This window comes from Coprococcus sp. BIOML-A2 (assembly GCF_009875795.1).
Classification (GTDB): Bacteria; Bacillota; Clostridia; order Lachnospirales; family Lachnospiraceae; genus Coprococcus; species Coprococcus aceti.
Map to the genome: position 1 here is coordinate 61,947 of NZ_WWSI01000007.1, position 16,718 is coordinate 78,664.

Genomic DNA, 16,718 nt, shown 5'->3' on the forward strand with positions numbered 1-16,718 from the left:
TCCGGCCGTGATCCTGAAAATGACAACAAGACAATAAAAGATCTGATATAGAAACTTGGAGGTTTAATATGGGACAGACAGTTCTGGAAATGATAGGGATAAAGAAAAGCTTCTCTGGAATATATGCTTTAAGCGGCATCGACTTTTCCCTTGAACTGGGAGAGGTGCATGCACTGCTCGGTGAGAATGGTGCAGGAAAGTCCACACTGATCAAGGTCCTCGGAGGAATTTACCAGCCCGACAGCGGAATCATCAAGGTAAATGGCAAGGAGGTAAAGATCAACGGAGTTCCGGCTGCCAGAGAAAATGGTATAGGAATAATACATCAGGAGATCGTACTTGTTCCATATCTTTCGGTGGCACAGAACCTGTTTCTCGGCAGAGAGATAAGGACAAAGCTTGGGACATTGGACTTTGCAGAGATGAACAGAAGAGCAGAGGAGATGATATCATCCCTCGGTGTGAATATAAAAGCAGACACTATAGTAGAAAATCTGACCATCGCACAGCAGCAGATGGTGGAGATCGTCAAGGCGGTCTCATTCAACGGTAAGATCATAGTTATGGATGAGCCAACCTCATCACTTTCAAATGAAGAGGTGGAGCAGTTATTTGAGATCATTGAGAATCTCAGAAAGAAACAGGTAAGTATAATCTACATCTCCCATAGAATGGAGGAGCTCTTCAGGATATCTGACAGAGTTACCGTCATCAGGGATGGTGCATACGTAGGAACAAAAAAGACATCAGAGACAAGCCCGAATGAGCTGGTTGCGATGATGGTAGGAAGAGATCTGGAGAGCTTCTATGCAAGAGATTACTGCGACATGGACAAGGCAGAGGTTGCTCTGGAGGTAAAGAATCTTTCCCAGACAGGTGTCTTTGAAGATATAAGTTTTTCGGTACACAAGGGCGAGATCCTGGGCTTCTCAGGTCTGGTCGGTGCCGGACGAAGTGAGATCATGGAGGCGGTATTTGGCGCGACACGGCCTACATCGGGAGAGGTGATACTCGGAGGAAAGCCGGTTCACTTCAAGAATCCAATGCAGGCTATCAAGGCAGGCATAGCACTGGTTCCGGAGGACAGAAAGAAACAGGGACTGGTACTCGGCAACAGCGTGGCATTCAACCTCACACTCTCATCCCTCAGATTCTATATGAATGGAATCGCAATAAGCGAGAAGAAGCGCGGCGAGGTAATAGACCATTATTCACAGAGACTTAGGATAAAGGCGGCATCGCCAGAGATTGAGGCGGGCAGCCTGTCAGGTGGAAACCAGCAGAAAGTGGTTCTGGGCAAATGGCTTGCGACCAAGCCGGATGTACTTATTCTGGATGAGCCGACCAGAGGCGTGGATGTAAATGCAAAATTTGAGATATACACAGTAATCAATGAACTGGCAAAGGAAGGCATAGCGATAATCATGGTATCCAGTGAGCTTCCTGAGATCATCAACATGTGCGACAACGTATGTGTGGTCAGAGCCGGAAGACTCGTGAAGAAGCTGTCAAAGGACGAGCTCTCACAGGAAGAGATAATGAAATACGCTGCAGGAGGTATCGAATAATATGGGCGAGACAAAGAAGAATTCAAAAGCAACTTCTATATTAAAGAACAATCCCCTGACATCCATAGTCAAGGGCAACATAGGAATCATAGTGGTTCTGATAATCATGTGTGTGGCGGTAGCACTTGCCACGGACAAGTTCCTCACGACCAACAACATCATATCAGTGCTTAGACAGATATCGATCAACACATACATAGCACTTGGAATGACACTGATAATTATACTTGGACACATCGACTTGTCAGTTGGATCGATAGTAGCCATGTCGGGAACCCTGACCGTAGGATTCATAGTTAACCAGGGACTCCCTCTCGGCGTTGCCATAGTAGCAGGACTTCTGGTTGGTACAGCAGCGGGCTTTATAAGTGGTTTTATAGTTGCTAACTTCAAGGTGCCTGCATTCATCATCACAATGGCCATGATGAACATAGCAAGTGGTATAGCTTATGTCTACACAGGTGGACAGTCAACACGTATCACCAACAAGATCTTCATCGAGATCGGAACAGGATACCTGTTCAATGTGATCCCACTCCCTGTAGTGTACATGGTAGTGCTCATCATACTGTTCAGCTTCATCCTCAGCAAGACAAAGTTTGGAACATATGTATATGCGATAGGTGGTAACCGTGAGGCTGCAAGACTCTCAGGTGTACCTATCAAGAAGATAGAGATCGTAGTATTTACAATATCTGGACTTCTCTCAGCATTTGCAGGACTTGTACTTTGTTCAAGAATGTACTCAGGCCAGCCTTCAGTAGGAAGCGGATACGAACTTGATGCCATCGCAGCCTGCGTACTTGGCGGAACATCCATGACAGGAGGTAAAGGAAGGATCAGTGGAACCGTATTTGGTGCCATGGTCATCGGAATCATCTCAAATGGTCTTAACCTTATCGGAGTGTCATCATACTGGCAGCTCATCATCAAGGGTCTTATCATCGCATGTGCGGTACTCCTTGATGGACAGAAGGGCAAGCTTGAGCTTCTCAAGAAGAAGAAACTGGCAGCAAACTAGTAGAAAGAGAGGATTGATAATATGGAGATTTTTAGAAAGATGTCCTTCGCGGATTCCACGGGAGATGCAATACCTTTCTACCACGAGGGCAAATATCATATATTCTCACTGACTTCCCCTCCGGGAACAACAGTGTACCCGGCAAGACTCAGAACAACATGGAGCCACAGTGTATCAGATGATCTGGTGCACTGGGAGGAGCTTCCTACAGCGCTCTATCCGGGCGAGGGCGACGAGCCGGATGCATCAGGAGTATGGACTGGATCAGTCATATACGGCGAGGGCAAATACCATGCATTCTATACAGGCTACTGCCTCACCGCAGAGTATCAGCAGACCATATGCCACGCTACAAGCGACGATGGAATCACGTGGGTGAAGGATGCAGCCAATCCGGTCATCACACCTATGATAGAGCTTTACGAGAAGCTTGACTGGAGAGATCCATATGTATTCTACAATGAGGAGGACAAATGTTACTGGATCCTCATATCAGCGAGAAGGTTGGATATGCCGATAACCAGAAGAGGATGTATAGTTCTCTACAGATCAAAGGATCTGGTCAACTGGGAATATTACGGACCGATATATTCACCGGGACACACCAACTGTCCTGAGTGCCCTGAGATGTACAAGATGGGAGACAATTGGTATCTCTCATACTCAAGATTCTCAGAATATGTAAATACAATATACAGAGTTGCAAAGTCACCATTTGGCCCATGGAGAAAGCCAAAGAAGGATGGCATAGGCGGAAGAAGATTCTACGCAGCCAAGTCCATGCAGGATGATGACGGCAGACGCTTCTACTTCGGTTGGGCTCACGACAGAGCAGACAGAAGCGACAGAGGTGAATGGTACTGGGGCGGAACCTTCTGCGTGCCGCATGAGGTAGTTGCCACAGCGGATGGAGGACTTGACGTAAAGCTTCCAAAGGAATATGAGCATGTATTTGAGAAGCCTGTGGCATGGGATTACATCCCTGTACTTGGAAATGCAGAGCTTCACGGAGACAGACTGGTTGAGATGGATTCAGTAAGCACATGTACATACGGATTCCTTGGACACAACGAGGAGAGCTACATGCTGAAGTGCAAGATCATGCCTAGAGAGGTGTATGACCATTTCGGTATACTGCTCAAGTCAGACAAGGAAGCAAGCGGATGCCTTCTCCTTGAGTTCGATGTGGCCATGCAGAGAGTGTCACTGGTAAATCTTCCTATGGGAGTTGACCCGTTCTGGGTTCAGTCCTGTCAGGCTGTGCCTCCTGCAACGGAGCCGGGCCCTGATGGAGTCAGAGTGTGCGAGAAGACATTTGACATAACAGAGGGCAGCGAGATAGATGTGAAGATCATCGTTGACCATGATATGGTGGAGGTATTTGTCGGAGAACAGGTGGCGTTTACATACAGAATATATGCGAAGCCTGAGTTTGAGACGGGACTTCTGGCACAGGATGCAAGAGTAGAATTCTATGACATAGAGATCACAGGAAAGTAAAATTCACAAGGAGGATCCAACATGGAAAAGAAATATGATGTTGTGGCTCTTGGTGAGTTCCTGATAGACTTTACACCTGCCGGAAGCACTGATTCCGGGATGAAGCTCTTCGAGCAGAATCCCGGAGGGGCTCCAGTAAACATGCTCACGGCAGTCGGTAAAGCCGGGCTTAAAACTGCCTTCATTGGTAAGGTTGGAGATGACATGCACGGCAATTTCCTTGTTGAGACGGCAAAGCAGGCAGGGATAGATACCAGAGGTATAGTGGTTGACAATACGGTATTTACCACTTTGGCATTTGTCACTCTGGATGAGAACGGAGAGCGTGAATTCTCATTTGCCAGAAAGCCGGGAGCGGACACAATGCTCTGTTACAAGGAAGTGGATGCCGACCTGTTAAGAGACACAAAGGTGTTCCATATAGGTTCGCTGTCTCTTACGGATGAACCGGCCAGAACCACCACGTTTCAGGCGGTGAAGGAGGCAAAGAAATACGGCGCGGTGATATCGTATGATCCGAACTACAGAGCACCGCTGTGGGACAGCAGAGAAAATGCGATGGAGAGGATGAAGAGTATTCTTCCATTTGTAGATATAATGAAGCTTTCGGACGAGGAAACAGCGCTACTCACACCATTTTCCGATCCGGAAGAGGCAGCAGAGTATCTTCTGGGAAGCGGCGTAAGACTTGTTGCGGTCACCCTGGGAAGTGAGGGTGTGCTGATATGCAGCAGGGATGGAAGCCGGAAGGTTCCCGGATTCGTCAGCCATGTGGTAGATACGACGGGGGCTGGAGATTCATTCTGGGGAGCATTTGTATCACAGCTTGTCAGAGCGGATAAGAGACTGGAGGAGTTCAGTATAGATGAGCTTGCAGAGTGTGCAAGATACGGAAATGCGGTTGCGAGCCTGTGTGTCGAGAAGCGCGGAGGACTCAGATCGATTCCTGAAGAGAGCGAGACATTTGAGAGACTCGCAGTAAAGTAAGTGTACTACAATTTTTCACATAAAATTTTCCCTTAACCCTGAAGGCCGGAGAGTTTCCGGCCTTCTTTTTTGTACAATCTAACATTTGGACAGTATAACCATTCAAAAGTGCATTGACTCATAATTCCATTTCCTATAATATGTGGCTGGTGAAAAAAAATAATCATATATACCACATATTATTAGGAAGAGGAATAAATATGAAGAGTAGATTGACGAGAAAAGAAATGCTTCCGCTTGTGGGAATGACCGTCTCGGCGTTCATATTCAACACATCGGAATTTATGCCAATTGGCTTGCTGACAGACATTGCAAAGTCGTTCAGCATATCGGAGTCGAAGGCGGGAATGCTTATCACAGTGTATTCGTGGATAGTCATGCTGTTGTCCCTGCCGCTCATACTTCTTGTGTCGAAGATAGATTTCAGGAAGCTGTTCATGGGAACGATCGCACTGTTTGGAATATGCCAGATCATGTCCGTGATCGCGCCGACATACGGAGTGCTCATGGCATCGCGTATAGGCGTTGCGTGTACCCATGCGATATTCTGGTCGATAGCTTCACCGGTTGCCATAAGACTTGTAAATGAAGAACACAGATCATTTGCACTGAGCATGGTCGTGACTGGAACATCCATAGCTACTATAGCCGGACTTCCGCTTGGAAGACTTGTTGGACAGTATATGGGATGGAGAGTTACATTCCTCATCGTTGGAATCATAGCATTTGCGGTTCTGGTGTACATGGCATTTGTATTCCCTAAGATCGCAAGCGGAGAGCAGTTCCATGTGAAGGATCTCCCTGCTCTTCTGAAGAATCCGGTGCTCATCTGCCTGTATATTCAGACGATACTGTTCGTGCTTGGATACTACACGGTGTACAGTTATATAGAGCCGTTCATGCAGCAGGTTGCAAAGCTCCAGAACAATGTCATCACTGTAGTGCTCCTGATATTTGGAGCGATGGGACTTCTCGGAAGCTATCTGTTCTCAAAGCTTTATGACAAGCACAGATTTGCATTCATCGGTACAGTCATGGCAACTCTTCTTGTGTGGCTGCTGCTTCTGCTTCCGGCGTCAAAGACGTTGGCGACCATGGTACTCCTATGTGCATTCTGGGGAATAACAGCCATGGCGTTCAATGTGACCACGCAGTCGGAGGTCATCAGAAGTGTTGATGAGAAGAGCTCCGCAGTGGCGACTGCCATATATTCAGGACTTTTCAACCTCGGTATCGGAGGTGGAAGCTGGATCGGCGGAATTGTGTGCGACAAGGGCGCGATATCATATATCGGTTTTGTAGGTGCGGTGTTCGCGGTTATATCGGTGCTGTTCTTTGCATTTGTACTTCTAAGAAAATTGAGACAGAGTGTGAACTGACAGAGTATTTGCATATAATTAAATGTAATTGAAATATAATAGCGCGGCAGTGCTGGCATGCGGGTTCGGCTTGGAACATGGCATGTCAGGACTGCCGTTTTTTAGTAAGTTTCAAATAATGGGTTGACATATTATCAAAATGATAATATCATACAAATAACCGGGAGATATTATCAAAAAGATAATAAGTTGGAACGCATGCAGATGCAGGAGGAGAAGAATTATGGACGATAACAGGAAAAAGACGCTTATAGTGGTTGACATGCAGAATGATTTCATTGATGGGGCTCTCGGAACAAAGGAGGCTGCAGCCATCGTGGAGAATGTGAAAAAGAAGATAAAGGAGTATGCTGACCGCGGGGATGAGATCATCTTCACAAGGGATACGCATTATGAGGACTACATGGAGACAAACGAGGGTCGTCATCTCCCGGTTCCGCATTGTATAGAGGAAACTGAGGGCTGGGAGATCGCAGCTGGTCTTGAAGTCCCGGGAGCCATATACATCAACAAGACCAGCTTTGGATATACAGGATGGGGAGACTTCGATCTTCAGGATGTTGAGATGGTAGGTCTTTGTACGGATATATGTGTCGTGTCGAATGCTCTGATCATCAAGGCTCTGTACCCGGAGATAAATGTCAAGGTGGATGCGAAGTGCTGTGCCGGAGTGTCTCCGGAGAGCCATGAGGCTGCGCTGACGACCATGGCGATGTGTCAGGTGGAGATAGTCAGATGAGGTACAGCGGCTGGCATGAGGCTGCTGGTTTTTCGGCAGATAGAATCTGATAGATGCAGATAAATGCAGGCAAATACAGATAGAGGCGGAAATATAAAGGAGGATGAAGCATACGTATGAAGACATATGAGATGAGTGACGAAGAGAAGGAATTCCTTGCCGGATATGACCTGACAAAATATGACAGGCCATCTGTTGCCGCGGATGTGGTTGTATTTTCAGTTATGAAGGATGACGAGTGTGAGGATGTAAGAAGACTTCAGGAGAAGAAGCTCAAGATACTACTGATAAGAAGAGGTGGATTCCCATATAAAGGAAGCTGGGCTATGCCCGGTGGGTTCTGCAGAAAAGGTGAGGATGTCATAGATTCGGCCAGAAGAGAGCTTTGCGAAGAGACCGGTATAGGAGATGCATATGTAAAGCTTGTCGGAGTGTATGGCGAGCCGGGCAGAGACCCGAGAGGCTGGGTCATATCATCAACTTATATGGCACTTATGAACGCCGGAGCCTGTAGCCTTAAGGCAGGAGATGATGCACAGGATGCAAGATGGTTTACGGTTGAACTGACAGAGGTGTCAGGCACAGGCGAAGAAATTGCGAAAAATGAAGTTGAAGCTTCATATAAAGTCCAAAACGGGAAAAGATACAGGCTGGTTCTCAAGAATGCAGACTCTGGTATAAAACTTACGGCAGTGCTGCGAAAAACAGATATGAGCTCATGCGGACGAAGCTCGGACAGCTACGACATAGAGGAATGTGAAGGACTGGCATTTGACCATGCGAGGATCATAACTGAGGCGGTGCTAGGACTGCGGGAGGATGTCAGGAGAGATATGAAGCTGGCATTTGACCTGCTGCCGGATAGATTTACACTCACTGAGCTTCAGAATGTATATGAACAGATATGGGACATGGAACTTACCACACCTAACTTCAGAAGAAAGATTGTGGAATATGTTGAGGAGACTGATGCATATCAGTCCGGTGAGAGATACAGACCTGCCAAACTGTTCACACGAAGGAATGATGCAAGGAAGTAGAGACTATAGTGTAGTGGATTGATGTTTAAAAGGGAGGAATGAATAGATGACAATTAAGAAATTTATAAAAAATGAGATAGAGGGCTGGAAGAAGCTGGAGGTCACTTGGCTGTTTATCGCATGTGCAGTCATCGTGGGGCTGTCCATATATTGGGATGATACGGTTATGGGGATCATATCGTCCACCACAGGCGTGGTCTGTGTAGTGTGCACGGGAAAAGGAAAGTTGTCAGCGTACATATTCGGTCTTGTGAATACTGTGCTTTACGCGGTTATATCGTATAAGGCTGCACTGTACGGAGAGACGATGCTCAATGCGCTATATTATGTGCCTATGCAGTTTGTTGGATTCTATGTGTGGTCAAGGCATATGAATGATGAGACGCATGAGGTCAGAAAGAAACACATGAAGGCGGTGGGAAGGATATTCATGGTGCTGGCGGTGGCACTTGGCACATTTCTGTATGGGCTGCTGTTAAAGAGACTCGGGGATGCCATGCCATTTGTGGATGCGTTTACAACGGTTTCATCGGTTGTGGCGATGGTTGTATCTGTAAGAATGTTCGCGGAGCAGTGGTGGATATGGATTGCGGTAGATGTGTTTACAATATATATGTGGGCACAAAACTTTGTGAGTGGCAATGACAACATAGCAACGCTGCTCATGTGGATAGTGTACCTTGGAAATGCCGTTATTATGTGTGTCAGATGGGAACGTGAGGTCAGAAGAAATCGCCTGGACGAAGTACACGTTTTCGAAGACGGCACGGCAACAGAGTAAGGGAGGCTGACAAGTTATGTATAGATATAAGGTAGGAATGTATGGGGGTTCGTTTGATCCGCTTCACATAGGACACATCCACGACATCATACGTGCTGCGGCGATGTGTGAGGAACTGTATGTGATGATAAGCTGGTGTGAGGGCAGAGAGTCTGCCTCAAAGGAACTGAGATATCGCTGGATACTTAACAGTACAAGACATCTGCTAAATGTGAAGATAATCATGATAGAGGATAAGGCGGTCTCAAAAGAAGAATATAATACGGATTATTATTGGGAAAAGGGAGCACAGGATATCAAGGACACGATAGGAAAGCCTATAGATGCAGTGTTCTGTGGTTCGGATTATCTTGGAACCGGCAGGTTTGAGAGCCTGTACTGTCCGGAGAGTGAGGTCGTGTATTTTGACAGGGCGGAGGTTCCGGTATCCTCGACAGAGATCCGTGAGTGGGCGACGGCGCATTGGGAGTATATTCCAGAGGTGTGCAGGGATCACTACGTCAGAAAGATTCTGGTTGTCGGCGGTGAATCCACAGGAAAATCCACACTGGTTGAGAATCTTGCGCTGGCATATAACACGAATTTTGTACGGGAGATAGGACGTGACACCTGTGAGTACGCGGGTGGCGAGAATTTCATGGTTGAAGATGATCTGGTGGAGAACTTCATCAGACAGAAGGACGAGGTACGCAGGGCAGCCAGGCATAGCAACAGACTGTTGTTTGTGGATACCGATGCACTGACTACGGGATTTTATTGTGATATGCTCATGGATGATGATGAACAAAAACGCAGGCTTACAGATATGGCGGGCGCGATAAATGCAACAAATAAGTGGGATCTTGTGTTGTTCCTTGATCCTGATGAAACGGATTTTGTCCAGGATGGGACCCGGAATGAGAAAATAATGCGGGAGAGAAGGCATTACAGCGATTTGCTCAAGGCGTGGTTTGACAAGTATGGGGTACACTGTGAGACGATATCGGGAGATTATCTTGATCGGTTCAACACTGCGAAAAAACTGATTGAGGAACGACTTGCGATAACAACTGTATTTTAAATGACAAATGATCATATATATTAACGCCCATGACATGGTTTTTAAAACAACGTGTTGTGGGTATTTTTGCCTGTTTTTTATCGTATTTATGACTATGAATAAAGTACAGATGATGATACAATAGTAAGCAAGAAACGATGATAAGAAAAAGTGGATGTTAAATCGAAAGAAAATGCTAATACTAGATCAAAAGAAAACGCGAATGTAAAAAAGTAATCATAAATATATTGGAGAGGTGGACAAACATGGCAAAGTATATCTTGAGCTGCTGCTCAACAGCAGATCTTTCAAAGGAGCATTTTGACAAAATAGACGTAAAATATATATGCTTTCACTACGAGCTTGATGGTGTGGAGCATCCTGATGACCTGGGACAGACCATGCCATTTGAGGAATTTTACAGAAAGATGACAGAGGGTGCGGCTACGAAGACCTCGCAGGTGAATTCAGATGAATATTATGATTTCTGGAAACCTTATCTTGAACAGGGGTATGACATACTTCACCTGACATTGTCATCGGGAATAAGCGGGTCTATAAACTCTGCAAATATTGCCAGGGAGGATCTGGAGGAAGAATTCCCTGACAGGAAACTCTATGTGGTTGATTCCCAGGGGGCGTCCTCGGGCTATGGGCTGATCATGGACACGCTGGCAGGAATGAGAGATGAAGGCAAGTCCATAGACGAGCTGCATGACTGGATAGAACAGCATAAGCTGGATCTGAACCACTGGTTCTTCTCAACGGATCTCACGTTTTATATCAGAGGCGGAAGAATATCCAAGACTGCTGGAACGGTTGGCACAATACTTGGAATATGTCCACTTCTCAACATGGATGACGAGGGCAGGCTGATACCGAGATCAAAGATAAGAGGTAAAAAGAAGGTTATTCAGGAGATAGTAAAGCGCATGGAGGAGAATGCACAGGATGGGCTTGATTATTCCGGTAAGTGCTATATATCGCAGTCTGCATGTATGGATGATGCCGAGGCTGTGGCAAGGCTTGTTGAGGAGAGATTTCCAAAACTTGACGGCAAGGTGGAGATCAATTATATAGGAACTACCATAGGAAGTCATACAGGACCTGGCACAGTTGCCTTGTTTTTCTGGGGCAAAAGACGTCAGGGGTAGGATAATACATTGTGCATTCTTTTTTCCACTGCTATAATATAGGAAGAGTTTATATTTATTAATTTTTGATGCGCTTGGGCCGATTTTGATATTTAAGACCGGACGATACGGGCTATGTGGCGAAGGCTGGAGGAGAGAGAATGGATAATACAATTGATAAAAGCATACAAATGGACAGTCAGATGAAAGAATTCTTCGAGTGCATAAGCGGGGACGCGGATACACAGCAACAGAGAATCCAGTGTATAAGGAATGGTCTTGCTGCTATTGCTGACAGGCTCAGGCTGGGAAAGGCGGAGATTACTGTTGATATTCCGAAAAACAGGTTTATGCCGCTTGGAGAAAGAAGCAGCGCGGTATTATACGAGGAAGAAGGGGCTGAATTGGGTACCCCCGTTGATATAGAGATGAAGATCAGAACCGGTGGTACTGTGTTTATCAAGGATTATCCATATGGTCCGGGTTATTCAGAAGAGGAGATACAGACACACAGGTTTATATTTAGGGAGATATTTATTCAGTACAACCGGACATTGGCTCAGTGCATGCTTGAAAAGATCATGAATACAGATATCAACACGGGTGTTGCCAATCAGAATTCCCTGATGTATTATGCGGTGAATCTGATAAAAAACGGACGAATTGGTGATTATACAGGCATATTTTTTAATATCCACAATTTCAAGTATGTGAATAAGGTTTTTGATTATTCACAGGGAGATGTGATACTTAGAAATTATGCGCATATGGTGAAGTCATATCTTGACAGCGATGAGGAGATAGCAAGGCTTGGAGGAGATAATTTTGTTGTAATCTGTCGTAATGAGAATGCGTCTGATTTTATAAGCAAGATTAAAGATGTTCATATGAGTCATGAGTTCAGATCTGTCAAAAGAGAATTACAGCTGGGAGTTACAGCGGGTATAGCCTGCCTGGAAGGCGTTGATAAACCGAGGGAAGTTATGGCCAGAACCAGCATTGCGTATCAGGCAGCAAGAAAAACCGGAGCGGGCTCTATAGTGGTATATACAAAAGAGATTCAGAAGCAACTTATGGATGATCAGGAGATTCTGGCTGCTTTTCCCCAGGCACTTGCTGCGGGCGAATTTGTAGTATATTATCAGCCAAAGGTGAGGATTGCGGATAAAAGTATATATGGTGCGGAGGCACTTGTCCGCTGGGTGAGAGATGGACAGGTGGTTACACCTGCGAGATTTATACCGCAGTTTGAGAGAGAGGGCAGTGTGTGCAGGCTTGACTACTATATGCTTGAGCAGGTATGCGGTTTTTTGAAAAGCAGACTGGATAAAGGTCAGAAGATCGTGCCTGTATCAGTAAATTTTTCCAGAAGGCATCTGGAAGAAAGTGATCTCGTAGAACGCATAACCGGTACCATAGACAGATTTGGGATAGACAGAAGCTATATTGAGATAGAGCTCACAGAAAGTGAGGATTATCAGAATTATGAGATCATGTCAAGCGTGATAGAAAGACTCAAGGAACGAGGCATAAGTACATCCATAGATGATTTTGGCACAGGATTTTCTTCACTCAACATGATCAAAAAGGTTGACCTTGATACCATCAAGATAGACAAATCGCTGATACCTTTTGACGATGTAAACAATAATAAGCACCAGGATATAGTAATGTTTTCAAGCATAATAAACCTCATAGGCAGACTCGGGAAAAAGTCAGTTGCGGAGGGCGTTGAAACAACTCAGCAGCTTGACTATCTGGAAAAGCTTGGCTGTGATATAGTACAGGGATATGTGTTTGACAAGCCCCTGCCAAAGGATGAATTTGAGCAAAGGCTGGAATCGGGATATTAAAAAGCGGCAATGGAGCCATATGAACTCCATTGCCGCTTTTTGTGTATGTAGTAAAACGGTAAAATATATATACATGGGGACTTGTTTCTTCACCGGGAAAATGATAAAACTGTTGAGAGGATTGATAAAGAAACACAGAAAAAACTGCTGCTTGAGATGGGGGTTGCCAGGGAAGTGGCTGACCGTGTTATATTTATGGCTAACGGGATCATAGTCGAGGATGGAACCCCGGAGCAGCTGTTCGGAAACCCGCAGAATGACAGGACAAAGGCGTTTCTCAGTTCAATTCTCAACACATAATAGAGTGCCTGTATGTTGTATGCTGTGGCACTGACTAAAAAGAACGAGAGGTTTCACAGATGAAGAGTAGACAGGTAAGGAATTCACTGCTGCTAGTTTTGACAGCTTTTATATGGGGCGTAGCCTTTGTTGCGCAGAGACAGGGAGGAGATGCGGTTGGACCGTTCTCTTTCAACGGAATAAGGTCACTGATTGGCGGTGCTGTTCTTATACCGGTCATATTTATAATTGACAGGGTAAAACCATCTGATAGGAAACCGAGTAATAGATCAGATAGAAAGAGACTTGTGATTGGAGGTATATGCTGTGGAACTGTTCTGTTCCTGGCAAGCTCTGCACAGCAGCTTGGACTTTATATGGGAACACCGGCGGGAAAAGCGGGATTTCTCACAGCGTGTTACATATTGCTGGTTCCAATTCTGAGTCTGTTTTTGAAGAAGAAATGTGGCTGGAATATATGGCTTGGAATAGTTATAGCTGTGGTGGGGCTTTATCTGCTTTGTATGAGCAGCTCACTGTCATTTCAGAGCAGTGATCTTATGGTGCTTGTATGTGCATTGCTTTTTGCAGTACATATACTTGTGATAGACCATTTCTCACCGCTTGTGGATGGAGTCAGAATGTCATGTATACAGTTTTGGGTATGCGGGATTCTCAGCATATTCCCGGCGTTTTTCTCGGAGATGCATCACAGTGTGGCTGGAATTGCGGCATGGGTGCAGCCTCTCGGTACATTGAGTGCGTGGATTCCGATACTCTATGCAGGAGTGTTGTCGTGTGGCGTGGCATATACACTTCAGATAGTTGGACAGAACGGACTAAATCCCACTGTCGCTTCAATGATCATGAGCCTTGAGTCGGTATTCTCTGTCATTGCCGGTTGGATCATCCTTGGAGAACGTATGGGGGTAAGACAGCTTGCAGGATGCGGGCTGATATTTGCCGCAATACTTCTGGCACAGATCCCGGTCGGACGAGGAAAGAAAGAGATGGCATGAACGTCTTGAGAGCCGATGATAAAAATACTTTGTTTTCACAAGAAAAAATATGCAGCGGGCGTACATATATCGCTGAAACACTTGAAAAAAATGCGAGTTTTTATTTACTTGCAAAAATGGGTTGACATTAAAATACTTCAGTGCTAGTTTAGGTACCGAACAAAGAGCAAATGCAAAGAACAGAATACGGTCGTCAAAGATCGCATACTTCAGAGAGCCGCCGGTTGGTGTGAGACGGTGTATGTCCTTGATGATTATCCTCTGCGAGCAGTACACTGAATTCCTTGGTCATGATATGCCAGAGACATTAGGTGTCACCGGTTTTCTACCGTTACATAGAAGCTTATTTCAATAGACAGTGAGTAGTGGTCAGGCGAGATAAGGTCAGAGAGGTCATCCTTTTATGATGGCAAATAAAGTGGTAACGCGGAAGTATACAGGCTTTCGTCTTTATGAGATTGCATAAAGACGAAAGCCTTTTTTAATTTACTCTTTGCAAAAATGAGATATCGCCATAAGGCGTGAGAAAGGAGAAAGATATGAATAGTTTGGTAATTGTTCTTATCGCAGTAGTAGTTTTAGGTGCTGGCTATCTTGGCTATGGAAGATGGCTTGCAAAGAAATGGGGTGTAGATCCAAATGCAAAGACACCAGCAGTTGCAAATGAGGATGGCAAGGATTATGTACCATCATCAAAGCTTACAGTATTTGCACATCAGTTTTCATCGATAGCAGGTGCCGGCCCTGTCCAGGGACCTATCATCGCAGCCATGTTCGGATGGGTACCAGTTTTACTCTGGCTGCTTGTCGGAGGCGTATTCTTTGGTGCAGTTCAGGATTTTGGTTCACTTTATGCATCAGTTAAGAATGGTGGTAAGTCGATAGGACTTGTCATCGAGAAGTACATAGGCAAGGCTGGAAGAAGATTCTTCTCACTGTTCTGCTGGCTCTTTACACTTCTTGTTATAGCAGCATTTACATCGATGGTTTCATCGACATTTAACGGTTTCACAGCAGGTGCTGACGGAGCTGTGACAAAGAACTTCAATGGTGCTGCAGCTGCTACAGTTTCAATGCTGTTCATAGTAGTAGCTATGGTATTCGGTGTGGTTATGAAGACATGCAAGAATATGAAGGAGTGGCTCAAAGCTATAGTAGCCATCGTCCTCATCGTTGCAATGTTTGCAGTAGGTATGAAATGTCCTTGGTACTTAAATGGTGACCAGTGGAATTACGTAATCATGGCTTACCTCTTCCTCGCATCAGTTCTTCCAATGTGGTTACTCATGCAGCCAAGAGATTACATGACAACATTCATGCTCATCGGTATGTTAGTTGGTGCATTTGTCGGAGTTCTGGTAGGACATCCTGATATGAACCTGAATGCATTCAATGGTTTCACAGTTGTATCATCAACAGGAGCTAAGAGTTATCTGTTCCCAACATTGTTTGTAACGATCGCCTGTGGTGCGGTTTCCGGTTTCCACAGCCTTGTTTCATCAGGAACATCATCTAAGACAGTAAGAAATGAAAAAGATATGCTTTTCGTAGGTTATGGCGCAATGATCCTTGAGACGCTCCTCGGAGTTATCTCACTTATAGTAGTTGGTGCTGTCGCAGTTGGCGGCAAGGCTCCAGAGGGTCTTACACCTTTCCAGATCTTCTCACAGGGTATCGCAGGATTCCTCGAGAAGTTCGGACTTCCAAACTCAGTTGCAAATGTATTCATGACAATGTGTGTATCAGCACTTGCTCTTACATCACTTGACTCAGTTGCACGTATCGGACGTATGTCATTCCAGGAGCTCTTCATGGGAGACACAACAGATACATCCAAGATGCCTGTATGGCAGAAGATACTTACAAACAAGTATTTTGCAACAGTTATAACACTGTTCTTTGGTTATCTTCTCTGCAAGGGTGGATATTCAAATGTATGGCCACTCTTCGGATCAGCAAACCAGATGCTTGCAGCCCTTGTACTTATAGGCGTAGCAGTATTCCTCAAGGCAACAAACAGAAAGCACGCAATGCTCTACCCACCTATGCTGATAATGCTTGCTGTTACATTTACAGCTATCGTGCTCAATGTAATAGGCAATGTACAGAAGTTCCAGGCTGGAACAGCAACATTCCTTGTAGAGGGACTTCAGCTTATAGTAGCAGTATTCCTTATCGTGCTTGGTATCATCGTGGCCATCACATGTATCAAGAAGCTCGTTCTTATGAAGAAGGAGAATGCTGAGAAGGCAGAGGCTTAAATGATGAGTGGGGGGAATCCCCGATAAAGATTTTAAATATAATAACTACCAAAAAATCAGGCAATTGGTGAAATACCGATTGTCTGATTTTTTATGTTTACATGGCATGGCTGTAACCA

Annotated in this window: 13 protein-coding genes, 1 pseudogene and 1 other annotated feature; all 14 genes and pseudogenes read left to right on the forward strand. The window is 45.3% G+C overall.

Annotated features, from left to right (window positions below; genetic code table 11):
- Nucleotides 1-68: 68 nt before the first annotated feature.
- The 14 genes and pseudogenes from GT575_RS13280 to GT575_RS13345 all read left to right on the forward strand — a co-directional run bounded on the left by GT575_RS13280 (nucleotide 69) and on the right by GT575_RS13345 (nucleotide 16,599).
- Nucleotides 69-1,568 carry a sugar ABC transporter ATP-binding protein gene (locus tag GT575_RS13280; RefSeq protein WP_015534061.1) on the forward strand — a complete coding sequence of 500 codons (1,500 nt, stop codon included), beginning with the start codon at nucleotides 69-71 and terminating at the stop codon, nucleotides 1,566-1,568.
- A gap of 1 nt (nucleotide 1,569) precedes the next feature.
- A complete protein-coding gene (locus tag GT575_RS13285; RefSeq protein ID WP_022215843.1) occupies nucleotides 1,570-2,589 on the forward strand; it encodes an ABC transporter permease in 1,020 nt (339 codons plus the stop codon).
- A 21-nt stretch (nucleotides 2,590-2,610) separates the two neighbouring features.
- Nucleotides 2,611-4,089, forward strand: a complete 1,479-nt coding sequence (locus GT575_RS13290; protein WP_008402272.1) for a glycoside hydrolase family 32 protein — start codon at nucleotides 2,611-2,613, stop codon at nucleotides 4,087-4,089.
- A gap of 21 nt (nucleotides 4,090-4,110) precedes the next feature.
- Entirely contained in the window at nucleotides 4,111-5,076 is a 966-nt protein-coding gene (locus GT575_RS13295; RefSeq protein ID WP_055223625.1) for a carbohydrate kinase family protein, read from the forward strand.
- Between the two features lie 200 nt (nucleotides 5,077-5,276).
- Nucleotides 5,277-6,455: a sugar transporter gene (locus GT575_RS13300; protein ID WP_055272485.1), complete on the forward strand. Its 1,179-nt coding sequence runs from the start codon at nucleotides 5,277-5,279 to the stop codon at nucleotides 6,453-6,455.
- Nucleotides 6,456-6,678: 223 nt separating this feature from the next.
- On the forward strand, nucleotides 6,679-7,194 hold the full coding sequence (locus GT575_RS13305; RefSeq protein WP_161172206.1) for a cysteine hydrolase family protein: 516 nt from the start codon (nucleotides 6,679-6,681) through the stop codon (nucleotides 7,192-7,194).
- A gap of 116 nt (nucleotides 7,195-7,310) precedes the next feature.
- Complete coding sequence (locus GT575_RS13310; protein ID WP_117874864.1) at nucleotides 7,311-8,234, forward strand: NUDIX hydrolase; 924 nt, start codon at nucleotides 7,311-7,313, stop codon at nucleotides 8,232-8,234.
- Between the two features lie 46 nt (nucleotides 8,235-8,280).
- Nucleotides 8,281-9,015 (forward strand): nicotinamide riboside transporter PnuC, encoded by a 735-nt coding sequence (pnuC, locus tag GT575_RS13315; RefSeq protein WP_117874862.1) that lies wholly within the window; start codon nucleotides 8,281-8,283, stop codon nucleotides 9,013-9,015.
- A gap of 16 nt (nucleotides 9,016-9,031) precedes the next feature.
- A complete protein-coding gene (locus GT575_RS13320; protein ID WP_161172207.1) occupies nucleotides 9,032-10,075 on the forward strand; it encodes an AAA family ATPase in 1,044 nt (347 codons plus the stop codon).
- 245 nt (nucleotides 10,076-10,320) lie between these two features.
- A complete protein-coding gene (locus GT575_RS13325; protein WP_161172208.1) occupies nucleotides 10,321-11,208 on the forward strand; it encodes a DegV family protein in 888 nt (295 codons plus the stop codon).
- Nucleotides 11,209-11,348: 140 nt separating this feature from the next.
- The gene (locus GT575_RS13330; protein WP_161172209.1) at nucleotides 11,349-13,040 is read left to right on the forward strand and encodes a putative bifunctional diguanylate cyclase/phosphodiesterase; all 1,692 of its coding nucleotides are present in this window, start codon (nucleotides 11,349-11,351) and stop codon (nucleotides 13,038-13,040) included.
- A gap of 153 nt (nucleotides 13,041-13,193) precedes the next feature.
- Nucleotides 13,194-13,340, forward strand: a pseudogene (locus tag GT575_RS13335) (polar amino acid ABC transporter ATP-binding protein); the annotation flags it as partial.
- Nucleotides 13,341-13,399: 59 nt separating this feature from the next.
- The gene (locus GT575_RS13340) at nucleotides 13,400-14,338 is read left to right on the forward strand and encodes a DMT family transporter (RefSeq protein ID WP_015534050.1); all 939 of its coding nucleotides are present in this window, start codon (nucleotides 13,400-13,402) and stop codon (nucleotides 14,336-14,338) included.
- 166 nt (nucleotides 14,339-14,504) lie between these two features.
- Nucleotides 14,505-14,793: a binding site (T-box leader), on the forward strand.
- Between the two features lie 84 nt (nucleotides 14,794-14,877).
- The gene (locus GT575_RS13345) at nucleotides 14,878-16,599 is read left to right on the forward strand and encodes a carbon starvation CstA family protein (protein WP_022216075.1); all 1,722 of its coding nucleotides are present in this window, start codon (nucleotides 14,878-14,880) and stop codon (nucleotides 16,597-16,599) included.
- The last annotated feature ends 119 nt before the right edge of the window (nucleotides 16,600-16,718 follow it).